The sequence below is a fragment of the Bradyrhizobium sp. SBR1B genome (assembly GCF_014198205.1).
GTDB lineage: Bacteria > Pseudomonadota > Alphaproteobacteria > Rhizobiales > Xanthobacteraceae > Bradyrhizobium.
In genome coordinates this window covers 65,484-85,884 of the sequence record NZ_JACIHC010000006.1, presented here as the reverse complement: position 1 = coordinate 85,884, position 20,401 = coordinate 65,484, and the positions used below count along the sequence as shown (strand labels likewise).

The window sequence follows — 20,401 nt, the reverse complement described above, 5'->3', positions numbered from 1 at the left end:
CCCCTTGACGCAGGCTCAGCGAAAGGGGCACACAAGAGAAGCATGGTGCTCGACGCGGCGCAAAGCGCCGGAGCATAATCGGGAATGGGGGTGGGCGGACCCAGTTGCGGCGCCCAAAACCCCAGCCGCCCCCGCGACTGTAAGCGGTGAGGGACTCCGATCAGCCACTGGGCCGCAAGGTCCGGGAAGGCCGGAAATCCCGGGGAACCGCGAGCCAGGAGACCGGCCCTGCACGTTTTGAGGCCAAGGCCGTCGGGTGTGACGGCAGGAAGGAATTGAGCCATGCATATCGAACCCGGGGTCGTGACGGGCGCCAAGCTCGTGTTGAGTTACGCAACCGGCATCGCCGCAGGCGGCGTTGCGCTGAAGCTTGCGGTGGAGACCGTGCGTGAGCAGGGCATCACGTCGTTCGCAGCGCGGACGCTCGCCACCACAGTCCTTGTGTTCATCTTCTTCGAGATCCTGCCGCACTTCCCGGTCGGCGTCTCCGAGGTGCACTTCATTCTCGGCTCGACACTGTTCCTGCTGTTCGGCGCAGCGCCCGCGGCCTTCGGCCTCGCATTCGGCCTGCTGCTCCAGGGCGTATTCTTCGAGCCGGTCGACATCCCGCAATACGGCATGAACGTCACGACGCTGCTGGTGCCGCTGTTCGCGATCCAGGCGATCGCCACACGGATCATCTCGCGCAACACCGCCTATGTCGATTTGAAGTATCGGCAGGCGTTGGCGCTCTCGACGACCTACCAGGCCGGCGTGATCGCCTGGGTGGCGTTCTGGGCGCTCTATGGCTCGGGCTTTGCGATGAGCAACCTCGCCAACATCGCGACGTTCGCGGCGTCCTATGCGCTCGTCATCGTAATCGAGCCGCTGGCCGATCTCGCGGTGCTGGCACTGGCGAAGTCGCTGCGCGGCGTCACCGCGCCCGGTCTCGTCACCCCGCGCCTGCATAACGCGGCCTGAGAGATAAGCGAACGGGCGGCCAGCAGGGCCGCCCGTCGCGTTCGCGATGCTCACGCTCTCCCTGATAGGCATCGGTTGCGGCGATCCCGACCAGCTGACGCGCGCCGCTGTTCAAGCGATCAACGCCGCCGACCTCGTCCTGATTCCGCGTAAGGGTGCCGCGAAGTCCGATCTCGCCGATCTCAGGCGGACGATCTGCGCGAATGTACTCACCGGCGATAACACAGCCATCGCTGAATTCGACCTTCCCGTGCGCGACGCAGGTGAGGCGGAATACCGCAAGGGCGTGGACGATTGGCACGATGCGGTTGCCGCGACTTGGTCGAAAGCGATTGCGAACCATCTCGAAGGCGAGGGCAAGGTTGCGCTGCTGATCTGGGGCGACCCTTCCCTCTATGACTCCTCGCTGCGGATTGCGCGGCGGCTCAATCCCCTGCCTGACATCGAGGTCGTGCCCGGCATCACCTCGATCCAGGCGCTGTGCGCGGCGCATGCGCTGCCGCTCAACGACATCGGCGAGCCCTTTCTGGTCACGACGGGGCGGCGTTTGCGCGAAGGCGGCTGGCCGGCAGGGGTGGATACCGTTGTTGTAATGCTCGACGGCGGCACGGCATTCCAGTCGCTTGATCCAGCCGGGATTCAAATCTATTGGGGCGCCTATCTCGGCATGCCCGACCAGATCGTCATGTCCGGCGTGCTCGCCGAGGTTGGCCCGCGCATCGTTGCGGCGCGGCAGGAAGCGCGCGAGCGGCATGGCTGGATCATGGACAGCTACATTCTCAAGCGCAGGCCGTAAGCGAGGCAGCATGCTCCCCGAATGGGTCACCCGAAATTGCCCCGATGTCTCCGCCGTGCATCGCGAGGCCGCGATCGCACGGCAGGCGCAACTGACAAAGCCGACCGGTGCACTCGGCCGGCTGGAGCAGCTCGCAATCGAGCTTGCGGACCTGCAGGCGACCGAACAGCCGCGTGCCGCACGGGTGCCGATCATTGTCTTCGCCGGCGACCACGGCATCGTCGCGCAGGGCGTCTCGGCCTATCCGCAAGCCGTGACCATCGCGATGATGGCGAATTTTGCCTCCGGCGGCGCCGCGATCTCGGTGCTGGCGCGCGAGCTTGGCTCGAGCCTGGACGTCGTCGATGCCGGCACGCTAGCAACAGAGGCGATGGCGGGTGTCATCTCCGACAAGCCGCGCCATGGCACGCGCGATTTCAGCGTCGAAGCCGCGCTCGCACCCGCCGAGCTGGCGTATGCCTTCGAGGTCGGCCAGCGCGCGGTTGCGCGCGCGCAAGCCAATCAGCCCGATCTCTTGATCTTCGGCGAGATGGGGATCGGCAACACGACGACGTCGGCGGCGATTGCTGCAGGCCTGCTCGGCATCAGCGCCGAAGAGATCGCGGGCAGCGGCACCGGCGTCGATGCGGCCGGCCGCGCACATAAGGCCCGCGTGATCGACGCGGCGATCGCGCGTCACGGCGTTGGCGGCGCCTCGCCCGAAAAAATCCTGTGTGCCGTCGGCGGCCTCGAGATCGCGGCGATCTCAGGTGCGATCATTGCGGCGGCGCAGCGCCGTATTCCCGTATTGATCGATGGCTTCATCGTATCGGTGGCAGCGCTCGCAGCAGTGCGACTCAATCCGTCGTGCCAGCCGTTCCTGCTGCCGTCGCATCAATCGGCGGAGCAGGGGCATCGGCTGGTGTTGCGCGCGCTGAACGTGCAGCCGTTGATCAGCCTCGATCTCAGGCTCGGCGAGGGATCGGGCGCCGCCATCGCGCTGCCGCTGGTGCGGCTCGCTTGTAGCCTTCACAACGGCATGGCGACGTTTGCGCAGGCCAATGTGCCTGACAGACCTAACTGATCGGCTGATTGACGGAGACGACGCGCCAGCCGCTCGCGAGGCGATCGATCCGGGTCAGCGACAGCGGATCGACCACGAAGCGCAAGGCGGCCTGCGGCGTCAGATCCAGCGCGATGCAGAGCGCGGCGCGGATGGTGCCGGAATGCACTACGAGCGTGGCCGATCCGGCTGCGATCCGCGACAGGCCCAGCCGGACACGCGCGACCTGATCCGCAAAGCTTTCGCCGCCGGGCGGCCGTCCGCCAGCCGGATCGCTCCAGAACTGCGCATAGGCCTCACCGCGGGTCGCCTCGAGTTGGTCATGGCGGTGGCCGGTCCAGTCACCAAAATCCTGCTCGCGGAATTCACTGACCAGCTTCGGTTCGAGCCCCAGCGCGCGTGCCGTCTCGATCGTGCGCCGCGACGGGCTGGCATAGCCGGCGGCATCCGGTGGCAGGCGCCGTCGCACAGCGTCCAGTTGCACGCGATCGCTGAGATCGGCCGGCGCGTCGGCGGCATGGATGGTGCCTGTGACGCCCGCGACGGGCGCGTGCCGTATCAACCAGAGGAAGGTCTCGCCTTCCATGCTCATCTCCAAGGAAGTTGGTCGTTGTGGCCATAACGCCGCAACTGGCACATTGACTCTGTTGTGATGGTAATCCTAGATGCTCGCGACGGTTTCCCCGAGAGGGGATGAAAAGGGAATACGGTGCGGGGACATTGTCCCCAACGCCGTGGCTGCCCCCGCAACTGTGAGCGGATAATCCTTCGTCAGAAGCCACTGGGTCCTCGGTCCCGGGAAGGCGACGAAGTGGTGATGACCCGCGAGCCAGGAGACCTGCCGTCAGCCGTGGTCACACGCGAAGATGTCGGTCGGGGAGTACAGACATTCGGCTTCATCGGACGGCTGAAGAGCCAAAAGGTGAGACCTCGTTCGCTGTGACGTGCCACTGACGTCATACCGAGGTCCGAAAACCGTGTCTTCCATCCGTATCGTACGACCGCGACAATTCCTGCTCGCATCCGCTGCGCTCACATCCCTTGCCGCACTCGATCTGCCCGCTGCGCTGGCGCAGCAGGCCCGGGAACCCCTGCCGCCCGTCGAAGTATCGCCGGCCCAATCCCGCAAGCAGGCCAAGCCTGCCGCCCGGGAGGCGCAGAGCGCGCACCGGCAAGCAGCGCGCAGGCCGGCGGCCGCGGCAGCGATGCCGAAGCCCGTCGTGCCGGCTACGGCACCCCCGACGCCGCTCAACAGCAATGCCGTCGCCGAAAGCGCTTCGCGGCTCGGCCTGACGGTGCGACAGACGCCCGCGACCGTCGAGGTGATCTCCGCCGAGACCATGCGCGAGCAGGGCTATCGCACGGTGTCCGACGTGGCCCAGGGCGCGGTCGGCGTCACCGCCGGCGATAACCCGGCCGAACCTTCCGCCTTCTCGATGCGTGGCTTCACCAACAGCCAGATCAACACGCTCTACAACGGCATCAAGATCGGCCCGCAGAACATGACCTCGCGGATCATGGACACCGCCAATCTGGAGGCCGTGGAATTCCTGAAGGGCCCGGCATCGCTGATCTCGGGTGAAGGCGCCGCCGGCGGCGCGATCAATTTTGTGACCAAGCAGCCGCACACGGGACCGATCCGGAACGAAGCTGATTTCTCCTGGGATTCGCTGAATTCGTTCCGCGCGCATTACGGCTCGGGCGGCAGCACCAACGTCCAAGGCCTCGACTATCGCTTCGACATCAGCCGTTCCGCGCTCAACGGCTTTGCCGACGACACCAATACCAAGATGCTCGATGTGTCCGGCCAGCTCAATTACCGCATCTCCGACAGTCTCAAGATCTGGGGCGCGATCGAGTATCGCGAGGACCGTTCGAAAGCCTATTGGGGCGCGCCGCTGGTGCCGATCGCCTTCAGCGGCTCGCACGCGACGACGAGGATCGTCTCCGGTAATTACTTCAATAGGACTGATCTTGGCGCGGTCACGATCGACGACCGCACCTTCAATACCAACTACAACGTCCTCGACAATCGCAATGTCGCGCAGGAGGTGTGGCTGCGCGGCGGCTTCGAGCTGAAGCTGGCGCCGGACCTGACGCTGAAGAGTCAAGCCTATGGCTACGGCGCCGAGCGCACCTGGTTCAACAACGAGATCGAGGCGTTCGATTCCACCAACAACCAGGTGTATCGCGAGCGCTTCTATGTCGCGCACAGCCAGCGCCTCGTCGGCAACATCACCGATTTGATCTGGGACGCTGATATCGCGGGTTTCGACAATCGGCTGGTCACGACGTTGTCATCGAGCTATCTCGACTTCGTCAGGCCGGGCGCGGCAAATTTCCCGAACGATTATGTCTCGCTGGTCGATCCCAACCGCGGCTTTTACGGCTCGCTCACGACGCAGCAGCAGACCGCGCGCATCAACAACGAGGCGCTGTCGTTCGAGGACCGGCTGAAGCTGACGCGGACCTTCGCGCTGATCGGCGGCCTGCGCGTCGAGCATATCGGGCTCGACCGCAATTCGACCGATTCCGCCGGGCTTGTGAGAGCCGGCTTTCCGTTCACGAAAGACTGGGCGCCGGTGACGGGCCGCATCGGTTACACTTGGGAGGCCGTGCCCGGCCTGATCTTCTTCAGTCAGTACGCCACCGGCGCCGACGTCTCCGCGAACACCAGCTTCCTGCTGTTGCCGACCCAGCCGCTCGACCTGACGACCGCGCGTACCTATGAGACCGGCGTCAAGCACCTGTTCTGGGACAACCGGGCGGAGTGGTCGTTCTCGGCCTATGACATCGTGCGCAAGAACGTCTATGCCGCGGCCGGCGGCATGGCGCTCAACATCGCCGGGCGCCAGGAATCCAAGGGCGTCGAGCTTGCCGCTTCGGTTCGTCCGATCGATCCGCTGCGTCTGTGGGGCAACATCGCCTATGTCGATGCCCGCTATGCCGACTACAATTTCGCCGGCGGCTCGTTCTCCGGCAATACGCCGCCGAACGTGCCGCGCATTGTGGCGAATGCTGGCGCGTCCTGGCGCTTCTTCACGCCCTGGCCGGTAGAGCTCGGCATCGTCGGCCGCCATGTCGGCGACCGCTACAACACCGATGCCAATGTCGTGACGATGAAGGCCTATACCGTCGCCGACGTCTATGCCTTCGTCGACATTCCCAAGACGGTGTTCAACGCGGTCGATCAGGCCCGCCTGACCTTCCGCGTCCGCAACATCACCGATAAGCGCTATGCGATCTGGGGCGATCCGTTCTATCCCGACCAGATCCTGCTCGGCGCGCCTAGGACCTACGAGCTCTCGGCCGCGTTCAAATGGTAGGATCATGAACGCATGATGGGCGCGATCGTCCTTGCGCATCGCTGGCTCGGGATCGCGTTCTGCCTGCTGTTCGCGATGTGGTTCGCGACGGGGATCGTGATGCACTTCGTGCCGTTTCCGTCGCTGACGGAAGCGGAACGGTTTGCCGGCCTGGCGCCGGTGGATCGCGAAGCGGCGAGGATCCCGGTTGCGGCGGCGGTCGCTGTGAGCGGGGTCGCGGACGCCGTGCGCGTCCGGCTGATCCAGCGGAGCGATGCAGCGGTCTACATCGTGTCGGGATCATCGCGCGTGCGCGCGGTCCGCGCCTCCGACGGAGCGGATGCGTCGGTCGCAATTGCCGATACCGTCCTTGCGATTGCGCGGGAGCACGCGCGCAATCGCGGGCTCGATGCCGTGCAGGCCGCGGTCGTTGCCCGTCCGGACTATGATCAGTGGAGCGTGCCGAACGGCTTCGATCGCCATCGGCCGCTGTTTCGCGTGGCCTTCGGCGATGCTGCCGGGACGGAAGTCTATGTCTCCTCGCCCACCGGCGAGATCGTCCTGGATACGACGCGGCGCGAGCGGGGCTGGAATTGGGCCGGTAGTGTCCTGCACTGGATTTATCCGACGGTCCTGAGAAGCAACCGGCTCCTGTGGGATCGCGTCGTCTGGACGCTGTCATTGCTGGCCTTGATCGCGGCAATGCTTGGTGCGGTGCTCGGGATCGCGCGGGTGAAGCTGCGAGGGCGCCGGATGTCCTCGCCCTATCGTGGCTGGCACGCGTTGCACCACGTCATTGGCCTCGCGGCAACAATGTTCGTGCTGACATGGAGTCTCAGCGGCTGGCTCTCGATGGATCACGGCCGGCTGTTCTCGCGCGGACAATTGACCTTGGCCGAATCCGGCGTGATGAACGCGCCGCTTGATTGGGCGGCTGCCTCATGGCTCGATCGGCAGCCGATATCGCCCTCGGCCCGGGAGATCGAATGGTTTGCCTTCAACGGCAACGTCTATCGCCGCGATCGGGTGAGCCTTGACCATCAGGTCTTGATCAAAGCAGGGGACGCGTCCCGCGACGGACCAACGGAATTTCTGGACGTGCATGAGATCCAGAGTCTCGTGGCGCACCTTGCTGCCGGCTGCGGCGCGGCGTCCGTTCTTGCTGGCAACGACGATTACCCCGCGCAATCGGCTATTGCCGGTGCGCCCGTCTACCGTTCGCGCTGCGGCGACCTCTGGTTCGATATCGACGGTGCCGACGGCAGTGTGCTGCAAAGGCTGGATGCCTCGCGGCGGGCCTATCGCTGGCTCTACAGCGCGCTCCACACCCTCGATTTTCCCCTTCTGGTGGCGCACCCGCGTCTGCGCGATACCATCATCGTCGGACTCTGTGTGTTGGGACTGGTGTTCTCCGTCACCGGGATCGCGATTGGCTGGCGGCGTCTGCGGCCCCGACCGACGCGCATGTCCTGACCGAGGGCCGGCGGTTATATCGGCTCTCTCTAATCCAGACCGGTCTTGCCCGGTGCCCAATAGGCTTTCGCTCTGATCCGCGATGATGCGACGCCGGCGGCCTTCAGGGCGCGGCCGACGCGCTGGATCGAGGGTGCCTTGCCGGTCAGGACGAACTGTGCGCCGTTTGCGGCAAGACGCAGCAGCTCGGATTCTGCAGTTGCAAGATGGGTGTCATCGGCACTGCGTGCGATTAATCTGGCCTGGCCGAGGCCGATGGAATCCAGCACCAGTCTCGACTCCGCGACATCGGCGGCCTCGAACAGATGGAGCGCGCCGCCAGCCTGTAGGCTGTCGCGCAACGCGGCCGCAAGGCCGAACGAGGTTTCATCGCCGAACAGAACGATGGGCGCTCCGAGGTCCGCGAGGTCGAACGAGCGGCGTGGACCAAAGAACTGGCAGGCGTTGCCCGCGCGCAAGCCGCTGGCCCAGCGGCTGCCGGGGCCATCGCCATGTGCAAAGGCGAGCAGCCGCGTTCTGCCGTTGCCGGCGTCCCACGACATCGGCGTATAGGTGCGCGCGCTCAGGCCCGAGCCCATCGCGACCTGGATCTTGTCGCCGGCCGTCCAGGCGACGTTCTCCAGCGCTTCGCCTTCGAGCTCGACGAGCCGGAAATGCGGCGAGAGCGTCCTGACGCCGGCAACGTGTGCAGGACGCATCAGCCATCGCAGCAACATCCGCGTGAGCCGTCCCTGCGGTGCCCGCGATGGCTCGGACGTTTGTGGCTCGTGAGCGGGCTCGTTCAAGTTTGGCTCCATCACAGGGTTCACCGCCGTGCCGATCATCTGGCTTTGATCGTGAATTCGTTGCCACGTCCCGGCTCGAACGGCAGCGATAGTGAGAGGTAGCCGTTCTCGGGATCGCGCACGTAGTCGATATAGCCCGAAGCTTCCTCGAGCGCGTTCTCGCCGACGATGAGCGCGCCGCGCTTCAGGTGCGGCTCCAGCAGCCTGAGAATGGGAAGATAGAGAGTGAAAGCGCCATCGAGCATCACCATGTCGACCTCGCCGCCGAGGCCGGAGCTGAGCGTTTGGCGCGCATCGCCGTGCCTGAACTCGACGAGGTCGGCGAGCCCCGCGGCGGCAAGGTTCGCTTGCGCCCGCTCGATCTTGCCGGGTTCGAGATCGGTCCCGATCAGACGGCCGCCACCGATGTCGCGCAGGCCCGCCGCCATGTAGATCGCGGAAATCCCCATCGAGGAGCCGAACTCGACGATGCGCTGTGCCTTGGTGGCACGGACGCACATGTAGAGGAAGCGTCCGAACCGCGGAGAGACGCTCAGGAAATTGTCCGCAAGTCCACGATAGACTTCGTTCAGATCACGGCTCTCGGCGGCGATGGTCTTGCTGATGATCTCATCCCGGCTCTTCGCTTCGTTCGCGAAGGTTTGCATCAGTTGTCCGTCGGCGACCTCCGCTTCCTGGTGAAGACGAAGGAGGACGTCGGCGACGGCGCCCTTGCTGAGTGAATCCATGTCGGTCGGCTCCTTAATGCGCCCGCCGGGCGCTTCGGAGCCTGGATACGAAATGGTCCCTCAGACCGCATTCCGCGAACGGGACAATCGATTGCGAATTCCGGTCAGTGTGCGCCGATGCGGCGTTCGGCCAGATATCGCGCCGGCGGCTTGCCCAGCGCCTTGCGGAACATGATGACGAAGGCGCTGGCCCCCTCATAGCCGAGATCGAGCGCCACCGCTTGAACCGATGCGCCCTGGTCGAGGCGCTGAAGCGCGATCAGGATGTGGAGCTGCTGGCGCCAGCGGCCGAAGCTCATGCCGGTCTCGCGTTGCAGGATGCGGGTGAGGGTGCGCGGGGCGACGGCCATGCGCCGGCTCCAATCCTCGATCGTCGCGCGATCGGAAGGATCAGTCATCATCGCGCTGGCGATCCGGCGCAGCCTGGCATCGGCCGGCATCGGGAAGAGCAGCTCTTCGGCGGGAGCCAGCGACAGCTGGTCGAGCAACACCGCGGCGATCCTGCCGTCGGCGCCGTCGAGATCGTACATCACCGGCATGTGGGTGGCATGCACCAGCAAACGCTCGAGCAAGGGCGAGATCGTCAGCGCGCAGCATTGCCGCGGCAGCGCCGGTACCGCCTCCGGTTCGACGAACAGGCAATGCATCTCGACGTCGCCGGCGACGCTGACGCTGTGCGGAACATGCCCGGGAATCCACACCGCACAGCGCGGCGGGACGATCCAGACGCCGTGTCCGGCCTCCAGCCTGACGAGGCCGCGCGTGGTCAGGACGAGCTCGTCCTTGCGATGCTCGTGCATGGCCAGCTCCATGCCCTTGGTGACCATCTGGCCCCCGAAAGCGGCAACGGCGCGCGGCACGGTTTCAGGATCGAAATCCCCGAGATCATCGGGGTTCATATGGTCGTCGTTGAGCCGGAAGAAGGGCATGGCAGGCGATGGTCGATCCGAACATGACTGGCGGGTTCAGGCAATATCTGGCCCGCGATCGCGACTTTCAACGCAGGACGTTCGAATCTCGATGGTTTCTAACGAGCTCGTCCCACCGGATCGCGGCGCTGCTTGCGAGACGATATCCTCGCTTACTGACCGTACAATAAAGAAAGGCTGTGCCGCCTGCCGTGCATAGCTCATAGGATACCAACCTCGCGTCCGATCGCCTGCAAATTAGACAGATGATCTTTGACGTTGCGATTGCACTGCAACGGACGTGACGGTTTGCGCCGAAAAACCCGTGGTGCGATGCACTTTGCTGGTGTTCAGCAGTCGACATCTGCATGCTCTCCGCGCGGGCAGAGCTGCACCAAAACGTGCAACCGAATTTGCGGCTCGCGGCGCCGGCCCGGTGGTTTGCGACAACTCTGGCTCTATCCCGACCTGACCGCTCTGTCGCACACTCGCGGACAATGGCAAGACAAGGGATGCATGATGAGCGCTCTCGGTTGGGCATTGGATGTCGCGATGGACGGTAACAGCCCGGCGTCCGGTTCGGACCTCATGCGTCGCTGCCCCCGCACATGAGCTCCTCCGAAAATCACTGGGAGGTTGGCACCGATATCGGCGGCACCTTCACCGATATCATCGCGATCCGGCGCGATTCATCGGAGGCGCGGATCGCAAAGGTGCCGTCGCGCCCCGGCGCTCCGGTTCAGGCGATGCTGGAAGCGATCGAGGCGGTGGGCCTGCGCAAAAGCGAGGTCAGGCGCTTCGTCCACGGCACCACGCGCGTGACCAACGCTATCGTCGAGGGCCGGCTGCCGAAGGTGGCGCTGGTTGCGACCGAGGGCTTTGCCGATGTGCTCGAGATTGCGCGTTATCGCCGCCGCGATCTCTACCGTCTCGACGTTCCGCCGAAATCGCCGCCGCTCGTGCCGCCTGAGCGCTGCTTCGGGCTCGCCGAGCGCCTCGATCACGAGGGACGCGTGCTGAAGCCGCTGGAACAAGCGGAGATCGAGCGCCTGGTGGCCTGGCTGAAGGAGGCCGGCGTTCAGAGCGTCGCGGTGGCTCTGCTTCACGCCTATGCCAATCCGGTGCACGAAAAAATGCTCGGCGAGCGCCTCAAGGACGTCGTCGCCCATGTCTCGCTGTCGCACGAGGTCAATCCCGAGGCACGCGAATATGAGCGGACCTCGGCGACCGTGTTCAACGCCGCCGCGATGCCGATTGCGGTGGAATATCTGAGCGAGCTGGAGCAGCGGCTGCCGATCGGGCCGGGGTTGCAGGTGTTTCATTCCGCCGGCGCGATGATCCCGATCTCCGCGGTGAAACGTCGCCCGCTTGTGATGGCAATGTCGGGCCCGGCCGCCGGCGTCTCGGCGTCGGTCAGCATCGCGCGCCAGCTCGGCACGCCGCGCATGCTGACCTTCGACATGGGCGGCACCACGACGGACGTTTGCCTGATCGTCGACGGCCAGGCCGAGATGACCGACGGCCGCATGCTCGGCGACAAGCCGCTGCGCCAGCCGATGCTCGCGGTTCACTCCATCGGGGCGGGCGGCGGATCGATCGTGCGCAACGGCCCGGGTGGTCTGACCGTCGGGCCGGAGAGTGCCGGCTCCGAGCCGGGTCCGGCCTGCTACGGCCGCGGCGGCACCGAGCCAACCATCACCGACGCCAACGCCGTGCTCGGCTATCTCAATCCCGAAACCAAACTCGGCGACCGGATCGGCATCGACGTCCAGGCGGCCAGGCGCGTCATCGAGCCGATCGCGCGGGCGTTGGGGCTGAGCCTGACCGAAACGGCGCTCGGCATCATCAAGGTCGCCAACGCGACGATGGCCCGCGCGCTGCGCCGCGTCACGGTCGAGCGCGGCATCGACGGGCGCGACTGTACGCTGCTCGCCTTCGGCGGTGGTGGCCCCATGCATGCCGCGGGGCTCGCCGATCTCTACGGGATTGCGCAGGTCGTCGTGCCCAGCGCATCGAGCGCGTTCTCGGCGCTGGGCTGTCTCACCGCCGACTTCAGCTTCCTGCAGCAGCAGACCTTGCGCGCCGGTCTCGACGGCATCGATCTCGTACGCGTATCGGAGCGCATAGGGGCGCTCATTGACGATGCGTCGGCGCCGCTGATCGCCAACGGTGTCGCGAAGGCGGAGATCGAAATCGAGCTGGTGGCGCTGATGCGTTACGCGGCGCAGAACGACGCCATTCCAGTCCCGCTCGCACTGCCGCTCGACGTGATCAGGCTCAAGAGCGATTTTCTGGCGCGGCATCACGAACTCTTCGGCTATGCGACGAGCGAGCCCTGCGTCATCGAATCCGTGCGGGTGCAGGCGCGCCGGCCGTCGACAACGGTGGTGAGCCGGCCGGCGACAGCGGCGAGGGCGATGTCGTCAGGCACGCGCCTTTGCTCGTTCGACGGCTACCCCGACATCGCGACAGGGATCATCGACCGTGCCTCGCTGGCCGACACCGTCCGCGGCCCAGCCATCATTGAAGACGCCTGGTCGACCGTGGTGGTGCCGCCGGGTTGGCAGGCGAGGCCCGATGCCGCAGGCAATCTGTTCCTGACGCGGAGGGCAACATGAAGCTCGATCCGTTCGTCGTCGAGGTCATCCGGCACGGTCTCTCCGCTGCGGCCGAGGAAATGAGTCTGGTGATGACGCGGTCGGCGCGCTCGCCGCTGCTGCGCGAGGCCGGCGATTTGTCGTCGGCGATCACGGACGGCCATGGCGGCCTGGTCGGGCAGGGCCGCGACATCCCCATCCACCTTGGCGCGATGGCTTACACGGTCCCCGAATTGCTGAAGGTGGTGCCGCGCGACAGCCTGAACGACGGCGACGTGCTGATCTACAATGTCGGCGCGCTCGGCGGCAATCATCTCAACGACGTCAAGGTCGTGCGCCCCGTCTTCGTCGATGGCGAGATCGTGGCGTTCGCGGTCAGCCTCGCGCACTGGCCGGATATCGGCGGCACCTGGCCCGGCAGCTATTTTGCAAAAGCCATCGACACGTTCCAGGAGGCGATGCGTATCCCGCCGGTGCTGATCGCGACCGCAGCCGGCGTCATCGCGCCGATCGTGCAGCTGCTCAAGGCCAACGTCCGCGACGCCGAATCCTGCGAGGGTGATCTTCTCGCGCAGATCGCGGCAACCAAAGCCGGCGAACGGCGCATCGTCGATCTCTGCCGCGAGCACGGCAAGGCGGTGTTCACCGCGACGCAGTCGCGCCTGCACGATCTCTCCGAAATCGAGATGCGCGAGGCGTTGCGCGCCTTGCCGGACGGGATCTACGAAGGCGAAGATCATCTCGACGACGGCAGCGCGAACGACGCGCCCGCGCGTATCCACGTCAAGATTACCATTGCCGGCGACGAGGCGACCTTCGACCTTTCGGGGAGCTGTGACCGCGTCTCGAATTTCTGCAACACGACGCCGTTCATGGCGCGTTCGGCCGTCGCCTATGCCGCGCGCATCATGAGCGGGCGCGACATGCAGCAGAATGCCGGCGCGCTGCGCCCCCTGACCATTATCACCCGCCCGGGCTCGATCCTGGAGCCGGGTTGGTCGGCCTCCGTCGCCGCCGGCAACCACGAGACGTCGATGCGCATCGTCGATGCGATCTTCCGCGCCATGCAGGACACCATCCCCGAACGATTGTCGGCGGGCGGCGCCACCACCGCAGGCGTCCTGTTCTTTGCGCAGCCGCGGCAGGACGGTTCCTGGAAGATGCTCTACGAGGTCCACGGCGGCGGCGAAGGCGCGCGTCACGACCGGGCCGGCATCTCGGCGACCCGGGTGCATCTGTCCAACACCTCGAACACGCCGGTCGAGGTGATCGAAGCGAACTACGCGATCCGCCTCGAGCAGCAGGCCATCCGCCGGCAATCCGGCGGCGCCGGCGTCCACCGCGGCGGCGATGGCGTCGTGCGCGCTTACCGCATTCTGGCTCCGTCCATGCATCTGACCACCTGCATCGAGCGCATGGTGATTCCCCCGTTCGGCATGCAGGGCGGTGAACCCGGCAAGGCCTGTCGCATCTCGCTTGTCAGGCAGGGCGTAAACGTCGCGATCGACGGCAAATCCAACCTCGTGCTGCAGCACGGCGATCTCGTCACCGTCGAGACTTGCGGCGGCGGCGGCTACGGCGCTGAAGCTGCGGAGTGAAGGGATTGCGATGAGCAAATTGTTGCGAACCGGGCTGAACGCGGGCGACAACGCGCCTATGGCCGTGGTCGGCGGCGAGGGCGTCTATTTTCATCTTGCGGACGGCCGCAAGCTCATCGACGGCAGCAACACCGGCGGCGGTCTCGGTCACCGTCATCCCGCGATGGTGGAGGCGATCCGCCGCGCGGCGGATACGCCCGTCGTCAACGAGGGCTGGACCTGGGTCGGCCGCGAGCAGGCCGCCGACGATTTGATGGCGACGGCGTTCGGCGGCGAGGAGGATTGGGTTGGCGCAGTGCGCTTCTGCATCAGCGGCAGCGAGGCCAACGACATGGCGCTGTCGCTCTGCCAGGCCTTGACGCAGCGCTCGGCGCTAGCGACGCGTGAGCGTGCCTATCACGGCATCACGGGCCTGTCGCGCAGCATGACCGTGCAGCCGCAATGGCATGGCGGCCTTGCGGTGCACTCCGGCGGCTCCAGGCTACCGGCGCCGATGGCGCCGGTGCGAATCCTGCCGGCGCCGGATGGCGCGATCTACGGTGGGCCGGCCAGCAACAAGCCGCCGCGCGAATATCTGGCCGACGCCACGCGTCTGCTGTCGGATACCGCGGCGACGATCATCGACTACACCCAGGGCGGCATCTATTACGACGGCGCCTATCAGGACGAAGTGGCGCGCTGCGCGCGACAAGCGGGCTCATACCGGATCGCCGACGAGGTCGTCACCGGCGCGGGCCGCGCCGGGCGCTGGTTCGCGTTTCAGGGCGCCGAAAGTCGCCCCGATATCGTGACGCTCGGAAAGTCGCTCGGTGGCGGTGCGGCCGCAGTGGCGGCGGTCGTCGTGTCGAAAGAGATCGTCGAGCGGTTGAATGGCACGAGCTGGCAGAATTACGGCACCTTGCGGGGCCACCCGATCAGCATGGCCGCCGTCAGCGCTTACCTGAAGGTCATCAGCGAAGAGAAGATTCTCGAGCATGTGAAGAGCCTCGAAGAGCTGTTCAGCCGCCGCCTGCTCGCGATCGCGCAGAAACATCCCAGCGTCCAGCGCGTGGCGGGGCAAGGGTTGCACTGGACGGTGGAGCTGCACGGACCGGACTGGCGCTCCTGGCACGCCGACACCACCGAAGTGCCGATCGCCTCGCGCGTCGCGACGCGGGCGCTGGAAGCCGGCGCGGTGATCGGAACCAGCGGCGAGCAGGTTTCGCTGTTCCTGGCACCGCCGCTCGTCATGTCCGAACGTGAGGCCGACCAGCTTCTGGACGCGCTCGATCATGGCCTCGATGTCGCCGACGAGGAGCACCGATGAGCGCCGATCGCGCCACAAAAACTGTCCAACCCATCCGGCTGGAAACCTTCGGCGGTGCCGCGTTATGCTGCACGCGCCCGCAATTCGTTGAAGCTTTCACTTCCTCCAAGAGATCACCGGGAAATCGCTGATGCGTATCGTCAATGTTGCCGCCGCCCAGATGGGTCCGATCCAGAAGGCCGACAGCCGCGAGGCCGTGGTCAGGCGCATGATCGCGCTGATGGACGAAGCCAAGAGCAAGGGCGCCGATTTGATCGTCTATCCGGAACTGGCGCTGACGACATTCTTTCCGCGCTGGTACGCGGAGGACCGCGCCGAGTTCGACATCTGGTTCGAGCGTGAGATGCCGAACGCGGCGACGAAGCCGCTATTCGAGCGCGCAGCGCAGCACCAGATGGCGATGAACTTCGGCTATGCGGAGCTGACACCGGACGGCCATCACTTCAACACGGCGATCCTGACCGACAAGTCCGGCAAGATCGTCGGCAAATATCGCAAGGTCCATCTGCCGGGCCATGTGGAGTACGACACCAAGCGCTCGCACCAGCATCTGGAGAAACGCTATTTCGAGCCGGGCGATCTCGGCTTCAACGTCTGGCGTGAGCTGGGCGGCATCATCGGCATGGCCATATGCAACGATCGGCGCTGGCCGGAGACATATCGCGTGATGGGCCTGCAGGGCGTCGAGATGGTGCTGATCGGCTACAACACGCCCTCCGTCAACGCGGAGCGAAGCGAGGAGGGCGTCGAGAAGCGCCTGTTTCACAACCGCCTCTCGGTGCAGGCCGGCGCCTATCAGAATTCGACCTGGGTCGTCGCGGTCGCCAAGGCCGGCAATGAGGATGGCCACCCGCTGTTCGGCGGCAGCCTGATCGTCGATCCCAACGGCGAGATCGTCACTGAAGCCAGGACGGAGGACGATGAACTCCTGCTCCATCCCTGCGATCTCGATGCCACAAAGTTTGGCAAGACCACGATCTTCAATTTCGCGCAGCATCGCCGGATCGAGCATTACGGCCTGATCACCAGCCAAACCGGCGCGGTGCCGCCGCCGGAGAAATGACGCCGATGTCGGATAATGGCATATCCTTGCGCGAGCTTGATCCGCGCGATCGCTACAAGCTGCTCTGCGGCGTAATCGTGCCGCGGCCGATCGCGCTGGTGACGACATTGGACGAGAACGGGGCGGTCAATGCGGCCCCGTTCAGCTTCTTCAACGTGTTCTCCGAGAGCCCCGCGCTGATCGTGCTCGGCCTTCAGCACAAGCCGGATCACAGCCCGAAGGATACCACCCGCAACATCCATCGCGACGGCGAGTTCGTCGTGCACATGGTGGATGAGGCGCTCTCGGTGGCGATGAACGATTGCGCGGTCGATTTCCCCTCGGGCGACAGCGAGGTCGCGGCGACCGGGCTTGCGACGCTTCCCTCCGTCGATGTGAAAGTGCCGCGCCTCGCGGCAGCGCCCTTTGCGCTGGAATGCCGGCGCCATGTGGTGCTGAACTTCTCGCCCGACCGGGAACTGCTGGTTGGCGAGGTGCTCAGGATTCACGCCCGTGAGGGCCTGGTCGACGAGGCCAACATGTATGTCGATCTCGACGCCTATCGGCCGATCGGCCGCATGTTCGGCAATCTCTACACCACCCAGCGGGATGTCTTTTCGCTGACGCGCGAGAGCCACGCGCAATGGCGCGCGCGGCAGGACGCCAAAGAGCTGAAGGACGCCTAGTGAGCCGAGAACTGCACCGTGCCCAGCGCCATCGTGACGGCCGCCTGTGTCGGGTCGATCACGGGAATGCCCAGCGCGTCTTCGAGCGGGCGGCGATGGCGCGCCATGCCGGCGCAGCCCATCACGATGGCGCGGGCGCCGTCCTGGTCGCGCAGCGCACGGCCGATTTCGATCATCTTCGCGAGTGTTCCGTCGCCCGAGGCGGTCTCCGCGACGCTCATGTTGAGCGGCCGCTCGCCGGCGAGGCGATCGGTCAATCCCATCTGCCTGAGATAGCGCATGTGGCGCGGGATCGAGCGCTGCGCGATGGCGATGACGCCGAACGTTTCGGCGCGGGCGAGCGCGGTCAGCACGCCGCACTCGGCAATGCCGAATACCGGCCGTTCCGTGCCTTCGCGGCAGACCTGAAGGCCGGGATCGCTATAGCAGGCGATGACGAAGGCCGAAGAGCTGTTGTCGCTTTCCACCAGCCGTCGCAGCGGCATCGCGACGCCGTCGACGTCGGCCTGGCCTCAATGCCGAACGGACCCTCTGCCAGCGACTGGCAGACCAGTTCCGGTCCGCCCTCGAAACCGAGCGGCCTCAAGGCCTCCTCCAGCCCTTGCGTGACTGCAGGGTTGGAGTTCGGATTGATGACGAGAATGCGTGGCCGGGACATGATGGTCTTCCTACGAAACGGAGATCATTTGCCCAAGCCTATCACGGAGTGCCTCATGACTGAACCCACCTACGACCTGATCATCCGCGGCGGACGCGTCGCCACGACCACCGATGTCTTCGAGGCCGACGTTGCCATCTCCGGCGAGACCATCGCGGCCATCGGCCGCGGGCTTCCGGCGGCCAGGCGCGAGATCGATGCGCGCGGCAAGTTGGTGCTGCCTGGCGGCGTCGACAGCCACGCCCATATCGAGCAGCTGTCGGCCGCCGGTATCATGAATGCCGACACGTTCGAGAGCGCGACCGTCTCTGCCGCTTTCGGTGGCACCACCACGGTGATCCCGTTCGCCGCCCAGCATGTCGGCATGAAATTGCCGCAGGTGGTGGAGGATTATCACGCGCTGGCGAAGAAGGGCGCGGTGATCGACTACGCCTTTCACATGATCATTGCGGACGCGACCAAGGAGACGGTCGAAGAGCATATTCCGGCGCTGGTGAAGCAGGGCCACGCCTCGATCAAGATCTTCATGACCTATGACCGGCTCAAGGTCGACGACGAGCCGTTGCTCGACATCCTGCTCGCGGCGCGCCAGTCCGGCGCGATGCTGTGCGCCCATGCCGAGAACCACGGCATCATCGCCTGGATGGTCAAGCGACTGCTCGCGCGCGGCTACACCATGCCGAAATACCATGCCGTCAGTCATGCCCGTGTGTCGGAAGCGGAAGCTTTCACCCGGCTGATCGGCATGGCGGCGCTGATCGACCAGCCGATCATGATCTTCCATGTCTCGACCGCCGAAGGCGCCAAGGTGATCCGCGACTCGCGCGGGCAGGGGCTGAAGGTGTTCGCGGAGACTTGTCCGCAATATCTGTTCCTCACCGCCGCCGATCTCGACAAGCCCGGCGCCGAAGGCGCCAAGTGGATGTGCAGCCCGCCACCGCGCACGCATGCAGATCAGGAGGCGCTGTGGCAGTCGCTGTCGCTCGGCGACCTCCAGACCATCTCGTCGGATCACGCGCCCTATCGCTTTGACGAGACCGGCAAGCTGCGCGCCGGATCCAACCCCAATTTCAAGCAGGTCGCGAACGGGCTGCCGGGGCTGGAGCTGCGGCTGCCGCTGCTGTTCGACGCGATGGTCTCGAAGGGGCGGCTGGGCCTGGACAAGTTCGTCGAGCTGACCTCGACCGCGCCGGCAAAGATCTACAATCTGCACCCGCGCAAGGGCTCGATTGCGGTCGGCGCCGATGCCGATATCGCGATCTGGGATCCGAACCGCGAGGTCACGATTGCGGACGAGATGATGCATGATCTTACCGGCTACACGCCGTTCGCGGGGCGCAAGCTGAAGGGCTGGCCGGTGTCGGTGCTGTCGCGCGGCCGGGTCATCATCGACGGCGACAAGTGCCTCGCGAGCGCCGGCAGCGGAAAATTCCTGGCGCGCAGCGGCGGCGAGGCGGCGAAGCCGACGGGCCGGCTGGTCGCCGACATGGATCCGGAACGGAATTTCGGGGCCAAACTGCTGTGATCGTGGATCGCGCGCGATGAAAATCGTCATCTTCGGCGGCACCGGCTTTGTCGGCCTCAACCTCGCCGAGGTGCTGCTCGCGCGCGGGCACGAGGTGACGCTGTATGATCGTAAGCAACTTCCAGCGGGAGCGGAGCGGTCCTTTGCCGATCACCGGGAGCGGCTTACGATTGTTCAGGGCGAGATCACAGACGTCGAGAGGATCGACGCGCTCATAAAGAACGGTTGCGATGCGATCGTCCTTGGCGCTGCCATAACGGCCGGGGACCAGCTCGAACGGTCCGTCACCTCGAATATCCTCGAGATCAACGTGATGGCTCAGATACCGATCTTGAGCGCGGCGAACCGCCGTGGCGTTCGACGCGTGGTCAACCTCTCTTCCGCTTCCGCCTATGGTGCTGCGGGGCAGCGCCATCCGGTATTGGACGAGGAGACGCCCTGCGATCCAGTTTCCTTTTACGCGATCAGCAAGTTTACCTCGGAGCGATCGGTGGCACGCCTTGCCGAGCTGTGGGGCGGCGATTTCCTGAGCGTACGTTTGAGTGCGGTGTTCGGTCCGTGGGAACGGATCGGGAAGGTGCGAGATACGCCAAGCCTCCAGTTCCAGATTCTCGCCGAGTTCGCCCGCGGTGAGCCGGCGCTTCTTCCCGCGCCGGGCACCAAGGATTGGACCTACGCGCCCGACGCCGCCGAAGCGGTGGCGGTGCTGATCGAGGCCGAGCGGCCGCGCCACCGGCTCTACAACATCTCCAGCGGTGCGGCCTGGTCGGCGCTGCAATGGGGCGAGGCCTTTGCGGCGTTGCATCCCGGGCTGCAATGCCGGCTGGCCGCGCCGGGAGAAAGAACCGTCATCAAGCTCCACGGCGGGGATCGGGCGCCACTGTCGGTCGAGCGGATGGCCGATGAGTTCGGCTGGCGCGCCCGGTTCGGCTGCGCGGAGTCGGCCGCTGCGATGAGCGCCTGGTGGATGCAGCACAAGGATGGGATCTGAC

General features: G+C 65.6%; 16 protein-coding genes, 1 pseudogene and 2 riboswitches. Of the genes and pseudogenes, 12 read left to right on the top strand and 5 right to left on the bottom strand.

Features of this window, described 5'->3' with window-relative positions; translation table 11 throughout:
• The first annotated feature begins 26 nt into the window (after positions 1–26).
• Positions 27–246: riboswitch (cobalamin riboswitch) on the top strand.
• A gap of 36 nt (positions 247–282) precedes the next feature.
• The 3 genes from GGD61_RS17710 to cobT are packed head-to-tail and all read left to right on the top strand — an operon-like array spanning position 283 to position 2,819.
• Positions 283–960, top strand: coding sequence for an energy-coupling factor ABC transporter permease (locus GGD61_RS17710; protein ID WP_092256176.1), 678 nt, complete (start codon positions 283–285; stop codon positions 958–960).
• 46 nt (positions 961–1,006) lie between these two features.
• Positions 1,007–1,756, top strand: coding sequence for a precorrin-6A synthase (deacetylating) (cobF, locus tag GGD61_RS17705; protein WP_092256175.1), 750 nt, complete (start codon positions 1,007–1,009; stop codon positions 1,754–1,756).
• 10 nt (positions 1,757–1,766) lie between these two features.
• Complete coding sequence (gene cobT, locus GGD61_RS17700; protein WP_092256173.1) at positions 1,767–2,819, top strand: nicotinate-nucleotide--dimethylbenzimidazole phosphoribosyltransferase; 1,053 nt, start codon at positions 1,767–1,769, stop codon at positions 2,817–2,819.
• On the opposite strand, the gene GGD61_RS17695 is transcribed toward cobT, so the two are convergent.
• Positions 2,812–3,384 (bottom strand): histidine phosphatase family protein, encoded by a 573-nt coding sequence (locus GGD61_RS17695; RefSeq protein ID WP_177237092.1) that lies wholly within the window; start codon positions 3,382–3,384, stop codon positions 2,812–2,814. The two genes, cobT and GGD61_RS17695, sit on opposite strands and share 8 nt — an antisense overlap.
• A gap of 72 nt (positions 3,385–3,456) precedes the next feature.
• Positions 3,457–3,659, top strand: a riboswitch (cobalamin riboswitch).
• A gap of 116 nt (positions 3,660–3,775) precedes the next feature.
• Here GGD61_RS17695 and GGD61_RS17690 point away from each other — a divergent pair.
• The gene (locus tag GGD61_RS17690) at positions 3,776–6,124 is read left to right on the top strand and encodes a TonB-dependent siderophore receptor (RefSeq protein ID WP_177237091.1); all 2,349 of its coding nucleotides are present in this window, start codon (positions 3,776–3,778) and stop codon (positions 6,122–6,124) included.
• Between the two features lie 12 nt (positions 6,125–6,136).
• Complete coding sequence (locus GGD61_RS17685) at positions 6,137–7,576, top strand: PepSY domain-containing protein (RefSeq protein ID WP_183230946.1); 1,440 nt, start codon at positions 6,137–6,139, stop codon at positions 7,574–7,576.
• Between the two features lie 29 nt (positions 7,577–7,605).
• Here GGD61_RS17685 and GGD61_RS17680 read toward each other — a convergent pair whose 3' ends face one another.
• From GGD61_RS17680 to GGD61_RS17670, 3 genes are all read right to left on the bottom strand, one after another.
• A complete protein-coding gene (locus tag GGD61_RS17680; RefSeq protein WP_244550652.1) occupies positions 7,606–8,274 on the bottom strand; it encodes a siderophore-interacting protein in 669 nt (222 codons plus the stop codon).
• Between the two features lie 122 nt (positions 8,275–8,396).
• Complete coding sequence (locus GGD61_RS17675; protein ID WP_092256158.1) at positions 8,397–9,089, bottom strand: O-methyltransferase; 693 nt, start codon at positions 9,087–9,089, stop codon at positions 8,397–8,399.
• Between the two features lie 104 nt (positions 9,090–9,193).
• Entirely contained in the window at positions 9,194–10,018 is an 825-nt protein-coding gene (locus GGD61_RS17670; protein ID WP_092256155.1) for a helix-turn-helix domain-containing protein, read from the bottom strand.
• 587 nt (positions 10,019–10,605) lie between these two features.
• Between GGD61_RS17670 and GGD61_RS17665 the strand changes: the two genes are divergently transcribed.
• The 5 genes from GGD61_RS17665 (at position 10,606) to GGD61_RS17645 (ending at position 17,226) form a co-directional block, all read left to right on the top strand.
• Complete coding sequence (locus GGD61_RS17665) at positions 10,606–12,615, top strand: hydantoinase/oxoprolinase family protein (protein WP_183230945.1); 2,010 nt, start codon at positions 10,606–10,608, stop codon at positions 12,613–12,615.
• Positions 12,612–14,192, top strand: a complete 1,581-nt coding sequence (locus GGD61_RS17660) for a hydantoinase B/oxoprolinase family protein (protein WP_177237090.1) — start codon at positions 12,612–12,614, stop codon at positions 14,190–14,192. Before GGD61_RS17665 ends, GGD61_RS17660 begins: the two co-directional genes overlap by 4 nt.
• 10 nt (positions 14,193–14,202) lie before the next feature.
• Positions 14,203–15,498: an aminotransferase class III-fold pyridoxal phosphate-dependent enzyme gene (locus GGD61_RS17655; protein ID WP_183230944.1), complete on the top strand. Its 1,296-nt coding sequence runs from the start codon at positions 14,203–14,205 to the stop codon at positions 15,496–15,498.
• A 130-nt stretch (positions 15,499–15,628) separates the two neighbouring features.
• Positions 15,629–16,561, top strand: coding sequence for an N-carbamoyl-D-amino-acid hydrolase (locus tag GGD61_RS17650; RefSeq protein WP_092256142.1), 933 nt, complete (start codon positions 15,629–15,631; stop codon positions 16,559–16,561).
• Positions 16,558–17,226 (top strand): flavin reductase family protein, encoded by a 669-nt coding sequence (locus tag GGD61_RS17645; protein WP_092256140.1) that lies wholly within the window; start codon positions 16,558–16,560, stop codon positions 17,224–17,226. The genes GGD61_RS17650 and GGD61_RS17645 overlap by 4 nt, the downstream gene beginning before the upstream one ends.
• On the opposite strand, the pseudogene GGD61_RS17640 reads toward GGD61_RS17645, so the two are convergent.
• A pseudogene (locus GGD61_RS17640) lies at positions 17,223–17,884 on the bottom strand (aspartate/glutamate racemase family protein). The gene GGD61_RS17645 and the pseudogene GGD61_RS17640 sit on opposite strands and share 4 nt — an antisense overlap.
• A gap of 55 nt (positions 17,885–17,939) precedes the next feature.
• Here GGD61_RS17640 and hydA point away from each other — a divergent pair.
• Both hydA and GGD61_RS17630 read left to right on the top strand, forming a co-directional pair.
• Complete coding sequence (gene hydA / locus GGD61_RS17635) at positions 17,940–19,409, top strand: dihydropyrimidinase (RefSeq protein WP_092256137.1); 1,470 nt, start codon at positions 17,940–17,942, stop codon at positions 19,407–19,409.
• 16 nt (positions 19,410–19,425) lie between these two features.
• Positions 19,426–20,400 carry an NAD(P)-dependent oxidoreductase gene (locus GGD61_RS17630; protein WP_092256134.1) on the top strand — a complete coding sequence of 325 codons (975 nt, stop codon included), beginning with the start codon at positions 19,426–19,428 and terminating at the stop codon, positions 20,398–20,400.
• Position 20,401: the final 1 nt, after the last annotated feature.

Coding starts and splice junctions, on each gene's coding strand:
- GGD61_RS17710 (WP_092256176.1), top strand. CDS start 283: ATGCATATCGAACCCGGGGTCGTGACGGGCGCCAAGCTCGTGTTGAGT.
- cobF (WP_092256175.1), top strand. CDS start 1,007: ATGCTCACGCTCTCCCTGATAGGCATCGGTTGCGGCGATCCCGACCAG.
- cobT (WP_092256173.1), top strand. CDS start 1,767: ATGCTCCCCGAATGGGTCACCCGAAATTGCCCCGATGTCTCCGCCGTG.
- GGD61_RS17695 (WP_177237092.1), bottom strand. CDS start 3,384: ATGGAAGGCGAGACCTTCCTCTGGTTGATACGGCACGCGCCCGTCGCG.
- GGD61_RS17685 (WP_183230946.1), top strand. CDS start 6,137: ATGATGGGCGCGATCGTCCTTGCGCATCGCTGGCTCGGGATCGCGTTC.
- GGD61_RS17680 (WP_244550652.1), bottom strand. CDS start 8,274: ATGCGTCCTGCACACGTTGCCGGCGTCAGGACGCTCTCGCCGCATTTC.
- GGD61_RS17675 (WP_092256158.1), bottom strand. CDS start 9,089: ATGGATTCACTCAGCAAGGGCGCCGTCGCCGACGTCCTCCTTCGTCTT.
- GGD61_RS17670 (WP_092256155.1), bottom strand. CDS start 10,018: ATGCCCTTCTTCCGGCTCAACGACGACCATATGAACCCCGATGATCTC.
- GGD61_RS17665 (WP_183230945.1), top strand. CDS start 10,606: ATGAGCTCCTCCGAAAATCACTGGGAGGTTGGCACCGATATCGGCGGC.
- GGD61_RS17660 (WP_177237090.1), top strand. CDS start 12,612: ATGAAGCTCGATCCGTTCGTCGTCGAGGTCATCCGGCACGGTCTCTCC.
- GGD61_RS17655 (WP_183230944.1), top strand. CDS start 14,203: ATGAGCAAATTGTTGCGAACCGGGCTGAACGCGGGCGACAACGCGCCT.
- GGD61_RS17650 (WP_092256142.1), top strand. CDS start 15,629: ATGCGTATCGTCAATGTTGCCGCCGCCCAGATGGGTCCGATCCAGAAG.
- GGD61_RS17645 (WP_092256140.1), top strand. CDS start 16,558: ATGACGCCGATGTCGGATAATGGCATATCCTTGCGCGAGCTTGATCCG.
- hydA (WP_092256137.1), top strand. CDS start 17,940: ATGACTGAACCCACCTACGACCTGATCATCCGCGGCGGACGCGTCGCC.
- GGD61_RS17630 (WP_092256134.1), top strand. CDS start 19,426: ATGAAAATCGTCATCTTCGGCGGCACCGGCTTTGTCGGCCTCAACCTC.